Annotated in this window: 13 protein-coding genes and 2 pseudogenes; 8 read left to right on the top strand and 7 right to left on the bottom strand. The window is 31.7% G+C overall.

What is annotated here, in order from left to right:
• Positions 1-246 precede the first annotated feature (246 nt).
• From AC1Q7N_RS09320 to AC1Q7N_RS09295, 6 genes and pseudogenes are all read right to left on the bottom strand, one after another.
• Positions 247-1749, bottom strand: coding sequence for a glycosyltransferase (locus AC1Q7N_RS09320; protein WP_002468925.1), 1503 nt, complete (start codon positions 1747-1749; stop codon positions 247-249).
• Positions 1750-2120: 371 nt separating this feature from the next.
• Positions 2121-2324: pseudogene (locus AC1Q7N_RS09315) on the bottom strand (arsenate reductase/protein-tyrosine-phosphatase family protein); the annotation flags it as partial.
• Between the two features lie 2 nt (positions 2325-2326).
• A pseudogene (locus AC1Q7N_RS09310) lies at positions 2327-3061 on the bottom strand (ArsB/NhaD family transporter); the annotation flags it as partial.
• Between the two features lie 431 nt (positions 3062-3492).
• The gene (gene folE2, locus AC1Q7N_RS09305) at positions 3493-4371 is read right to left on the bottom strand and encodes a GTP cyclohydrolase FolE2 (protein WP_001832035.1); all 879 of its coding nucleotides are present in this window, start codon (positions 4369-4371) and stop codon (positions 3493-3495) included.
• A gap of 13 nt (positions 4372-4384) precedes the next feature.
• Entirely contained in the window at positions 4385-5050 is a 666-nt protein-coding gene (gene bshB2, locus AC1Q7N_RS09300) for a bacillithiol biosynthesis deacetylase BshB2 (protein WP_002456851.1), read from the bottom strand.
• A gap of 15 nt (positions 5051-5065) precedes the next feature.
• Positions 5066-5428 carry a YojF family protein gene (locus AC1Q7N_RS09295; protein ID WP_002438722.1) on the bottom strand — a complete coding sequence of 121 codons (363 nt, stop codon included), beginning with the start codon at positions 5426-5428 and terminating at the stop codon, positions 5066-5068.
• A gap of 284 nt (positions 5429-5712) precedes the next feature.
• On the opposite strand from AC1Q7N_RS09295, the gene nagB reads away from it, so the two are divergent.
• From nagB to AC1Q7N_RS09255, 8 genes are all read left to right on the top strand, one after another.
• Positions 5713-6444 (top strand): glucosamine-6-phosphate deaminase, encoded by a 732-nt coding sequence (nagB, locus tag AC1Q7N_RS09290; protein ID WP_001832077.1) that lies wholly within the window; start codon positions 5713-5715, stop codon positions 6442-6444.
• A gap of 108 nt (positions 6445-6552) precedes the next feature.
• On the top strand, positions 6553-7185 hold the full coding sequence (gene hxlA, locus AC1Q7N_RS09285) for a 3-hexulose-6-phosphate synthase (RefSeq protein ID WP_001832167.1): 633 nt from the start codon (positions 6553-6555) through the stop codon (positions 7183-7185).
• Between the two features lies 1 nt (position 7186).
• Positions 7187-7735, top strand: coding sequence for a 6-phospho-3-hexuloisomerase (gene hxlB, locus AC1Q7N_RS09280; protein WP_002456012.1), 549 nt, complete (start codon positions 7187-7189; stop codon positions 7733-7735).
• Positions 7736-7856: 121 nt separating this feature from the next.
• Positions 7857-8504, top strand: coding sequence for an HAD family hydrolase (locus AC1Q7N_RS09275; RefSeq protein ID WP_002438724.1), 648 nt, complete (start codon positions 7857-7859; stop codon positions 8502-8504).
• Between the two features lie 105 nt (positions 8505-8609).
• Positions 8610-9983 carry a long-chain fatty acid--CoA ligase gene (locus AC1Q7N_RS09270; RefSeq protein WP_002438725.1) on the top strand — a complete coding sequence of 458 codons (1374 nt, stop codon included), beginning with the start codon at positions 8610-8612 and terminating at the stop codon, positions 9981-9983.
• 2 nt (positions 9984-9985) lie between these two features.
• Positions 9986-11134 carry an acetyl-CoA C-acyltransferase gene (locus tag AC1Q7N_RS09265; protein ID WP_049387423.1) on the top strand — a complete coding sequence of 383 codons (1149 nt, stop codon included), beginning with the start codon at positions 9986-9988 and terminating at the stop codon, positions 11132-11134.
• Positions 11100-11462 (top strand): protein VraC, encoded by a 363-nt coding sequence (locus tag AC1Q7N_RS09260; protein WP_001832023.1) that lies wholly within the window; start codon positions 11100-11102, stop codon positions 11460-11462. Before AC1Q7N_RS09265 ends, AC1Q7N_RS09260 begins: the two co-directional genes overlap by 35 nt.
• Before the next feature lie 3 nt (positions 11463-11465).
• Entirely contained in the window at positions 11466-11726 is a 261-nt protein-coding gene (locus AC1Q7N_RS09255; RefSeq protein ID WP_001832117.1) for a hypothetical protein, read from the top strand.
• A gap of 283 nt (positions 11727-12009) precedes the next feature.
• On the opposite strand, the gene vraX is transcribed toward AC1Q7N_RS09255, so the two are convergent.
• Positions 12010-12189, bottom strand: a complete 180-nt coding sequence (vraX, locus tag AC1Q7N_RS09250) for a C1q-binding complement inhibitor VraX (protein ID WP_002438726.1) — start codon at positions 12187-12189, stop codon at positions 12010-12012.
• Between the last annotated feature and the right edge of the window lie 350 nt (positions 12190-12539).

Raw genomic sequence — 12539 nt, 5'->3', positions numbered from 1 at the left:
GTGAAAAAGATGATGCAAACAAGGTCATTTCTATTAAAAATGACTTAAATGTATGATTTTTAGAGAAACATATACAACTCACAATCTGACAATGATTTAATAGAGGAACCGTGAATTTTAAATGAATTCATGGTTCCTTTTTATTGAATTAATAAAAATTCTTTTATTTAATACAAAAAAATACTATGAAACCATTTAATGATAAATGACTTCATAGCAAAATTTGACGACTTATATTTTTATGCTTTAGTTAAAATGTTGAAGTAAATTTTTCCACAGTAACATGATTTGTGTTCGAGAATACTTTTGTGCAGTTTCAATACAATGGTGAGAAAAAGACTGTTGAAGTTGAGGGTTGTTGAGCAATAATTTTACTTTTTCAAATAGCATGTGTTGATTATTCTTTTCTACTAAATATCCATTCTTACCATCCTGTATCAATTCACCTGGACCATATTGAATATCATAACTGATAGAAGGTACACCATGTGACTCACATTCTAATAATGCTAAGGAAAAGCCTTCCATATTACTTGTTATTAAATTTAGATATGCATCTTGATATTCATCAGTTAAATCTTTTAAAAAACCTCTTAATATTACGTGCTTTTCTAATCCTAATTCTTGAATTCGTTCTTTTAAATGTTGTTCTTCTTTACCAAAACCATACATATGTAGTTCGATATTTGGAAATGAATCTTTAAGCTTATTAATAAGTTCGATTTGTTGTATCAATTGCTTTTCAGGTGAGTATCTTGCGACAGAAATAATTTTCTTAGGTGAAACATATTTATTTTCATTAGAGTAATCTTTCATATCGATAGATGAATAGCCAACTGGAATAGCATATACTGGAATAACTCCACTGATTCTCTCAATTACGTCAGCTTTTTGTTGTTGGGTTGAAACAATGATGGCTTTATACCTTTGTAAATGTTCAAAAACCCCTTTATAAACATTTTTGATTGGTGAATGCGCTAAATCAGTAACGTCTTTAACATGAGTGCTATGTAACACTGCAATAACAGGGATGTAAGATGCAACTATGTTAAATATATGTGATGTAACAAGGTTACGATCGCTAAAGAATAAGTCACTATTTTGATATATTGTTTCAATAAAAAAAGCACCTAGCTCAGTTTCATTGTTTAAAAAGTGCGTGTTACCTAAATGATTTAATATAATCTTTTTTGCCTCATAGGGATGATTTGAATTAATATCATAATACTTTTCAATTTTCACGTTTCCTTGAGGAGAAAGATAGTACTCCGCTTGTATTTTTTGGTCCGTTGATAAGACTCTAACACAACTTAAAAATCCGCGTGTATCGTATAACTCTCTTTTTATTTTTCTTCTAGATGTGTCAAAGTAATTAATGTAATCAATTTTTTGATAAGCTTCATCAGCAAAATGCGCATACATTATAAATTGTTGTTGATCATATATCCGAACGTCATTTGTCTCAGAAACCGGTTTTATAGTATAACCACATTCATCTCTCCAGTAATGAAGCCAATTTTTACTGAACACTGATGTTACGTTACTTGCTTCTTGAAAATAATCATACATGTTTACATAATCTTCGCTATTAATATATTGCGATGCTGTTTGAGTTAAATAGCGATTCCATGCTAGTAATAAAATTTTAGCTTGATAATGATATGCTTTAAATAGGTTTAACCGATTAATCATTGCTTTTTCTATACCAGCAGTTTTATGACCGATGTTATTACCTACAAAATAGTACATAATTTACCTCATATAATTAAGTTTATTTTACAAACATTGTAACATAATAAAAACTTATAATATTAATAGAACTAATAAACATTTAAAAATAATTCACACGAAAATACATACTACTAACAATATTTACCTTTTTATAATCAAAAAATTTAAAATAACGAGTCACTTACAAACGAGCTTATAATAAACTTTATTGTTTATGAATACAACTATTGTGATAGTACCCACGATAAACGGTTTTTAAATTGTTTGTCATGGTTACTCCACTTAGTATATTTCTGTTCTTGTAGTTTCACTCATCAGTATTATAGCCAAGTATGTTGTTAAATTTGTTGAAAAGTATAATAATAACGAATTTTAAGTTTTGAGTTAAATTACTCTCTATGAGCAAATGTTTCTATCGTTGTTTTAATCTCATCTCTTACACGTTGAAATTCTGACCAATCTTTACCAGCAGGATCATCAAATCCCCAATGTTCTTTAGTGACGTTTTTAGGTAAAACTGGACAGTTTGCATCTGCATCACTACACAATGTGACAACTATATCAGACTCTATTAAAATGTCATTGTTTATTAGGGGATGAACTCACTCACTAAGTAACCTATAAGTAATAAAGCTAAAATAATCCATGAAATTTTAAATAATCGTGTGTCTCGTATAGCATTTTTAGGTTCAAAAATACTTGATATATCAAATGTTTTAGGGATGGATTTTCTAAAGTAAAACCATAATATTAAGATACTAGCTAATAGAGAAAATAAATTAGGTATAAACATACGCTTTAAATATTCAACAAATTTAATACCAAAGTAATCTGCTGATACAATGTTAACCAAATTACTTACAACAAGTGGTAATGATGTGGAATATACGATAAACCCACAAGCTATAATAAAAGGAAACACTAGCTTTTTATTGAAACCTAAATTTCTTATCATCGCTAAAGCGATAGGCGTCAAAATTAAGGTTGCTCCATCATTAGCAAAAAATGCTGCAATAATTGCACCTAATATCATGATAAACACAAACATTTTTAATCCATGTCCTTGTGATGCTTTAACCATATGTATGGCAGACCACTCAAAAAATCCTATTTCATCAAGGATTAATGAAATAAGGATAACTGCGACAAAGGTAAGTGTGGCATTTTAAACTATACTTGTCACTTCTAATATATCTGAGACACTCACTACTCCAGTAACGATAGCTAAAAGCGCGCCGATGACTGCAGAAATCCCTATATCTAATCCTTTTGGTTGCCAAATTATTAAAGTTACTGTAATAAAAAATATAGTAATGACTAATACAGTAATCATGAATTTCACCTTTCTTCATAGCATGACACATTCTTGGTTCACTAGTCGAATGTATTAAATGTAAATAGTTTGTCAATAGCTCAGGTAACCTATAATTGAATTGATGCATTTGTTTGAAGTTCATTTGTTAGTAAACACGTATGTGTGATTAATAAATACTTTAATCTGATGACTTAAAGTTGGTTGTAAACGTTATAATATGTATGTAAATTACAAGTGCATAAATACACTACAATAAATTAAATCTAGAATTTCTGATTTATTTAGATTCGTAACGACCTTTAATAAATTCAACATTGAATGTTTAGCATGGGGTGAGTTTCTTTTGTGTTACATTATGTATCATCGATATTGATGATGCTAAAAAATTGCCAGTTGCATCTTATAAACTAAAAATACAACTGGCATTGTAGTTGAAATTCAATGTTTTATTTGCGATATTTCAGACGTGCGAAAGCATCATGCTGGTGGATAGACTCTTCATTACGACATTCAATATCGAACCCTTCAATCCAGTCAAATTCAACTAAGTCAGCTGCAATTAGTCGAATTAAATCTTCAACAAATCGTGGATTTTCATAAGCGCGTTCTGTTACTCGTTTTTCATCAGGACGTTTTAAGATTGGATATAAGATAGAACTAGCGTTGGCTTCCATAGCGTCTAAAATTTTATCTTTATAATCATCGATGACATCATTATTTTTATCTAAATATGCTTTAACTGTAACGATACCACGTTGATTATGTGCGGAATATTCACTAATTTCTTTTGAGCAAGGACATAGTGTTGTTACTTTGGCTTGAATAGTTAATTCTTTGCGTGTAACGGTATGATTTTCAATAGCCAAACCATAAGTAACATCTGCGTGGCCTACAGCTTTAATATTAGTCACAGGACTATAACGATCAAAGAACCATTTACCTGACACATCAACACCTGCAGCATTTTGATTCATTTTATCTTGTAGAGTACGCAACAATTGATGTAGTGTGTTAAATTCAAGTTCAATGCCATTATCATAATGTTTTTCAACGCTTTCTAATATGCGACTCATATTAATGCCTTTTTCATTTTTATTTAAACTCGTTGAAAAACTAAATAAACCAGCTGTTTGGTACTGATCAATTAAAACTGGATAAGTTAAATTTTTAATGCCTACTTCCTCTATTTCAAATAAGAAATTTTTATGAGTACTTTGTAAATCGGTCATTTCATTTTTAGTAGTTGGTTTCGTACCTTTGACAGGGTCAACAGAACCGAAATGTTTCCAACGACCCTCTCTAGTGGATAAGTCAAATTCTGTCATGTTTTACCTCCATTTAAGATTCAAAGTGATATGTCCAAAATGGCTCTATTTTTAAGAAACTTTGTGCTTGACCATCTATTTCGGGACTAGCAAGTTGTTTTAAAAATGGTCCTGTTTGTGAAGCATGTGCTTCAAAAGCTTTAAGTTTTATATCACTATATTGAGATATGTCATTTTGAATATCAGGTTCTCCAAGAATTTCTGATGCATCATTGCTAAACGCTACAAGTGTAAGACGGGGTCGATCTGATTCATGCATGCGTCCAACTGTACGTACTACAGCTTCTGCAGTTGCCTCGTGATCAGGGTGAACTGCAAATTTAGGATAGAACGAAATAATTAATGATGGATTTGTTTCGTCAATAAGTGATTGAATCATTTGATCCATTTGATCGTAAGGTTCAAATTCAACAGTTTTATCTCTTAACCCCATTTTCCTTAAATCTGTAATCCCAATTGCTTTGCATGCTTCTTCTAACTCACGTTCACGTATAAATGGTAAAGATTCTCTTGTTGCAAAAGGAGGGTTACCTAGATTACGTCCCATTTGTCCTAGGGTAAGACATGCATATGTGACGGGAATACCTTTTTCAATATAACTTGCGATAGTTCCAGCAGACGAAAAAGTTTCATCATCAGGATGGGGGAAAATCACAAGTACGTGTCTTTCATCAGTCATGATTGGCAACCTCCTTTATATAGTAAATGGCTGTTTACTTATTTCTATTGTAGCAGCCAATTGTCCTTCATAATTAAAACCTGCAATTAAAAATTCGTTATTCTCATTAACTTCATAGTGCGTAAGTCCTTGCACGTAAACCCAGCCACCATCTTTTAATTTAAGACCTACACGATATGGATCTTTGTCGCCGCCTTTAAGTTGTGCATGTTCAAAAGTCACGACAATATTTCTTAAAAATGTTCCAGCGTTAAATACGCGTTGATCGAAATGATTTGCATAAGCACCATTTGTTGTTTCAACGTGTAGGTAAACAGGCTGATTTGAGTAAGAAGTTAATAAATCTAGCACTTCTTGTTCTTTAATTGGTTCCAACACGTTCACTCCCTTAAACTAAACAATATGTCAGTGACGGACTACCGATAAACATATTATTTACCAGCAAACTCGTTTATCTATCTATTTTACTAGAAAGCTATGTATATTTGTACACGAATGCTCGATTTAATTAGGAAAAATTCAAGAAATAACGTTGAATATTACATATAGAGCGTTAATATGTTTAAAATCTTAATCATTTGTTACAGTATAATTTAAGAGATATAAAAGAGTAAGGCGTTAGTCATCAATCATTGTGATATTGAAATTAGAGGTGTTTGATATTGAAAATTATTAATTTAGATTCAAAAAATCTTGCGTCATTTTATGTAGCATGCGAGTTGTTTAAACAAATACAGCAGCACCCTCATGCCAAACTCGGTTTAGCAACTGGTGGAACTATGACTGACGTATATCATTACTTAGTAAATTTATTAATCAAAAATAAAGTTGATGTGTCGCAGGTTGAAACATTTAATTTAGATGAATATGTAGGTTTAAAAGCAAGTCATCAACAAAGTTACCATACCTACATGAATAAAGTGCTATTTGAGCAATATCCTCATTTTGTTAAAAATCACATTCATATTCCTGATGGCTTATCAGAAAATCTAGAAGCAGAAGCGGAACGATATAACAATTTATTAGATGAAAGAGGGCCAATCGATATTCAAATTTTAGGAATTGGAGAAAATGGTCACATTGGTTTTAATGAACCAGGGACTGACTTCAATAGTGAAACACATGTGGTGAACTTAACAGAAAGCACCATAAAAGCAAATAGTCGATTTTTTGACAATGAAAAGGATGTTCCTAGACAAGCAGTTTCAATGGGGGTAAAAAGTATTTTAAAAGCAAAAAGGATTATCCTACTCGCATTTGGTCCAAAGAAAAAAGAGGCTATAAGTAAACTGTTAAATGAACAGGTTACCGAAGATGTACCTGCGACCATTTTACACACACACCCTAATGTTGAAGTTTATGTAGACGATGAAGCAGCGCCAGATTGTTTATAATTATATAGTTGTTTTATATACAAAATATTTTATATGTTTAATAAGTTTAGCGAAGGGTATACAACTATAAGCAAAAGAGAATTTCCCAAAACGAAAGGATGAATTTCATTGGAACTACAATTAGCCATTGATTTATTAAATAAAGAAGAAGCAGCAAAATTAGCTCAAAAAGTTGAAGAATATGTAGATATTGTTGAAATTGGTACGCCAATTGTAATTAATGAAGGGTTACCTGCAGTTCAACATTTAAATGAAAATATTAATAATGCTAAAGTATTAGCTGACTTGAAAATTATGGATGCAGCAGATTACGAAGTGAGCCAAGCAGTAAAATATGGTGCAGATATTGTTACAATTTTAGGTGTTGCTGAAGATGCTTCAATTAAAGCAGCAGTTGAAGAAGCGCATAAACATGGAAAAGCATTGCTTGTTGATATGATAGCAGTGCAAAACTTAGAACAACGTGCTAAAGAACTAGATGAGATGGGTGCAGACTATATCGCAGTTCATACAGGTTACGACTTACAAGCTGAAGGAAAATCTCCATTAGACAGCTTGCGTACAGTTAAATCTGTTATCAAAAACTCTAAGGTTGCAGTAGCAGGTGGTATTAAACCAGATACTATCAAAGATATTGTTGCTGAAGATCCAGATTTAGTTATTGTTGGTGGCGGTATTGCGAATGCTGACGATCCTGTAGAAGCAGCAAAACAATGTAGAGCAGCTATTGAAGGTAAATAAGATGAGTGAATTTAATAATTATCGTCTTATTCTTGAAGAGTTAGATTCTACTTTATCTCAAGTAGATAATACAGAGTATGAACGTTTTGCTAATGATGTTATAGGTGCAGATCGCATATTTACAGCTGGTAAAGGTCGTTCAGGTTTTGTTGCTAATAGTTTTGCAATGCGCTTAAATCAATTAGGTAAAAATGCCTACGTTGTAGGTGAGTCAACAACACCTTCAATTAAAGAACATGATTTGTTTATTATTATTTCAGGTTCAGGTTCTACAGAACATTTAAGATTATTAGCTGAAAAAGCACAATCTGAGGGTGCAAAAATTGTCTTATTAACTACAAATGCGGAATCGCCAATCGGTAATCTTGCAGAGACGGTTGTTGAATTGCCTGCAGGTACTAAACATGATGTTGAGGGTTCGAAACAACCACTTGGTAGTTTATTTGAACAGGCTTCACTTATATTCTTAGATAGTGTTGTATTACCTTTAATGGATGCATTTCACATTAGTGAAAAAACAATGCAAGAGAATCATGCTAATTTAGAATAACTAGAATGAGAGATGAGCACTTTTGTCTATGATTAGACAAAGGTGCTTTTTTAATAAATGGTGCAACATTACTCCTTTAAGTGTATATTTATAATATAACTTTAACTATGAGGTGAACATCATGAATTTTGATAGTTATATTTTTGATTTTGATGGAACGCTAATTGATACAACAACATGTCACGTCAAAGCTACGCAAAGCGCTTTTAAAAGATTAAATTTAGATGAACCTACAGAACAAGCTATTTTACATACATATCATTTAAATTTATATAACAATTTTAAAGCGCTAGCTTCACATGAACTGTCTTTTTATCAAATAGAAAAATTAATAGATGAATACAATCATTGTTTTAGCAACGATGAAATACATCAATCAAAAGAATATACCGGAATAAGTGAAGCATTAAAATTTTTACATAACCAAAAGAAAAAAATATTTGTAGTGTCTAATAAAGAAATACTAACAACTCAAAAGTATTTAGATTATCTCGGATTAAGCCGTTTTATAACTGATTCATTAGGTGTCTGTATTAAAAATGAAGACAAACTTCTTTGTGAAACGATTCAAAATTTGATACAGAAACATCATTTAATGATAGGTAAAACCGTGTATATAGGGGACACAGCACAGAATATCAAGAGTGCGAATCAAGCTCATGTGCAAACATGCGCTGTCACATGGGGAGCACAATCTGCACACGAATTGTTGCATGAAAATCCTCATTATATTGTTAATGATCCAGAAGAATTTTTAACAATTTTATAATATTTTCAATGGTAGGATGATAATTCATGAGGAATTTTATCCTACTCTTTTTTTAAAACTATGAAGCAAGTATAATGTAAACATAATTATATAAAGTGTTTACAAATGGTGATGAAGATGAAAAAAATAATGGAATATTTACAGCATTATATTAATCAATACCCGCATCGATTAGCTTTAGTGTTTGAAGATCGACATCTAACGTATGGAGAATTAAGTAAAGAAATTTATCAGGCTAGTATGCGCTATAAAGAAGTAAAATTAAACAAAAAAGTAGGTCTAATGGATGAACATCCTGTAAATAATATTATTAACTATTTTGCGGTACATCAAAGAGGTGGAATTCCTTGCATTTTTAATCATCAATGGAGTAATGAAAGGATACATCAACTTGTAAAAAGTTATGACATACAATGGTTAATTAAAGATAATCATCTTACCTCAAATCATGATAACTCAATTTATAATGATGAGGTTATCCCACGTAATGTTATACATATAGGTTTCACGTCAGGAACTACAGGTTTACCCAAAGCGTTTTATAGAAATGAACATTCTTGGATAGTTTCTTTTAAGGAAAATGAGAAATTACTCCAGCATTGTGAAGAAACCATTGTAGCACCGGGTCCTTTATCACATTCACTTTCATTGTACGCATGTATTTATGCATTAAGTACTGGAAAAACATTTATAGGTCAAAAAAATTTTAATCCACTATCTCTTATGCGTCTTATTAATCAATTGAACAAAACGACAGCAATATTTGTAGTGCCAACGATGGTACAACAACTTATTTCAACTCAACGACATTGTTCATCGATTAAAAGTATTTTGAGTAGTGGTGCTAAACTTACATTGCAACAGTTTCAACAAATCAGAAATTTATATCCACAAGCAAATTTAATAGAATTTTTTGGGACATCTGAAGCAAGTTTTATAAGCTACAATTTTAACCAATCATCTCCTGCTAATTCTGTTGGTAAACTTTTCCCTCATGTCGAGACACGATTATTAAATCAAGATGATGATGCAGTAGGATTATTAGCCGTTAGAAGTGAAATGGTGTTTAGTGGTTATGTTGGACAAAGCAATCAAGAGGGGGCATGGATTAAAACAGGCGACTTCGCTTATATTAAAAATCAACATTTGTTTTTAGTAGGTAGAGAGAGTGATCGTATTATAGTTGGGGGGATTAATGTATATCCAACAGCTATTGAAAGCTTAATTATGGATATTGAAGGCATTGATGAGGCCCTTGTCATTGGTATACCACATGCTAAATTTGGAGAAATAGCGATATTGCTTTATTCAGGTAAAGTACAATTGAATTACCGACAAATTAAATCTTTTTTAATGAAACATCTTTCAAGACAAGAAGTTCCATCAAAATTAAAGAAAATTGACCATATGATTTATACAGAATCAGGAAAGATTGCTAGAAAAGAGATGAAAAATAAATTTATTAATGGAGAGTTATAAAAATGAAACAACCTGTTATTATTGCAGCAAAACGTATAGCTTTCGGTAAGTATGGTGGCCGATTGAGGCATTTAGAACCTGAATCATTACTAGAACCTTTATTTAATCATTTTACAGATCAGTATCCAAAAGTAATGTCTCTTTTGGATGACGCCATTTTAGGTAATACGGTAGGTAATGGGGGGAATTTAGCTAGAAAATCATTACTTGAAGCGGGATTAGATTTTAAAATACCTGGTATAACAATTGATCGTCAATGTGGCTCAGGTCTTGAAGCCGTTATACAAGCCTGTAGGATGGTACAAAGTGGTGCTGGAACAATATATATTGCAGGTGGTGTTGAGAGTACCAGTAGAGCACCTTGGAAAATCAAACGTCCGCAGTCAGTTTATGAATCTGAGTTTCCACAATTTTTTGAACGGGCGCCTTTTGCAAGAGAAGGAGAAGACCCTTCAATGATTGAAGCAGCCGAAAATGTAGCGAAGAAATATCATATCAGTAGAAATGAACAAGATGACTTTGCGTATCGCAGTCATCAGTTGGCATCAAAAAATATGAATAACGGTAATATTTCCCAAGAAATTTTACCGTTCAAAGTGAAAGGTGAATATTTTAATCAAGATGAAAGTATTAAACCTCAACTTACTCTCAGAACACTTGGCAGACTTAAACCACTTTTAAATGAAGGAACAGTCACAGTAGGAAATAGTTGTAAGAAAAATGATGGTGCAGTATTACTGATTGTTATGGAAGAAAATCGGGCACGTCAATTAGGATTCACAGAAGGGATTAAGTTTGTGAATAGTGCAACTGTAGGTGTTCAACCACAGTATTTAGGAGTAGGTCCAGTGCCAGCAGTAAATCAATTATTAGCTCAAGAACGATTAACTATAAATGATATAAATGCAGTAGAATTAAATGAAGCATTTAGCTCTCAAGTTATTGCGAGCCAACAACAGCTTAACATTCCTTTGAATAAGTTGAATTGTTGGGGAGGAGCAATTGCTACAGGGCATCCATATGGTGCAAGTGGAGCAGCGTTAGTCACACGTTTATTTTATATGAAACATCAATTTAGAACTATAGCAACTATGGGAATAGGTGGAGGGATAGGAAATGCAGCTTTATTTGAAAGATGGTATGGAAATTAGAGAAGTTCAATTTACAAATGAAGAAGTTCAAAATTATTGCGAATTGCTTAATATAAAGTATGACCATTATGTTCCTACTCTTATGTGTGCCAAGTTATGGCCACAATTTGAGTTATTTCAATCTTTTTCAAAGAAGCCTATCATATTAAAAGAGACACACATTAAGACACAACATCAACTTCAAGTCGATTGTACGTATGAAGCGACATTGCATAAGGTTTCACAAAAATTAATTAAAAATATCATTAAATATACATATGGACTCGAAATCAATAAAGATAAAAAACATTGTATGTATATAAAACAAATATTTATCGAGGTAAGATAAATTATGAAATTTACAATAGAAATGGTGAATGAATATTTAACTATAGTTAATGATGAGAATCCAATCCATCGTTCCATTGTACCAGGACAACTCATATGTGAAAAAGTATTTTCTGAACTTAATGTGAATTGGATGAATTACAAAATTAAGTACTTAAAACCTATAAATATAGATGAAGAAGTACAATTTTTAATAAAAGAAAATGATGAAATTGTAGTTTTTAAAACATATGATGATACCAAACTAACAATTACTAGAAGTTGAGAATGATAAAAATAATAATCTTTTTTTAAATTAAATAATTAAAAACGCCAATGTTAGCAATGCTCAAAGGTTCTCTCCGAGCTACAAAAGGGGACAAGTTTTGGCTAACATTAGCGTTTCTCACTTGTTAAGGTGAGTGTTAATTTAGGGATGATAGAATGTCTTTAAACCTAAACGTATTAAGGGACTAAATGCTTTAAAACTCATTTTATTTGGGACTGGAAAGACAAAAGTGCTAAATCTCAATTAGGTTTGATGCAATGTCTAGTTGTCTAGAATAACGTTAACGATATGAGTAACTTGTCGGCATGTTGTCAACGTCATTCTCTAGTAGAGAGAGCAATTGATAGATTTCATACTTATTAAAAGTTTCATCACACTTTATAGTAATTGTCTTGAAAGTTTTAGTTATGATTTCATAAATGGGTGTTCCATTTTCTATATTTCTTCTGTAGATAATCATGTTGTTTATACCTCCCTTGCCTCTCTACACTTTAAATAATAAAAGATAAATCATAAGAAATCATGGGTCTGTAGTATCAAATTTACATACGACGATAAACTGATTACTTTCTAAGACTTTATATGTATACAATATTTATTATGGATTGAAAGGAAAGAGAAGAGACGCTGAGACATAATTCCTAGCAAAATAGCCAGTAAATGGATTTTCATAAATTCATTTATTGGCATCTTTATTTAAAATAATTCGTATTGTTGGCTCGCTTTCTTAGGTGACAGCTTCAGCCTGTAGTCTTCAGCTTGTCCTGTTCCCTCAAGAGTCTCGCCAAAATACTTTGTGTTTATATGTAA

The organism is Staphylococcus sp. GW823-FHT05F06 (genome assembly GCF_058795495.1).
The sequence above is the reverse complement of the archived record's forward strand: the minus strand, read 5'-3'. Positions and strand labels throughout refer to the sequence as shown.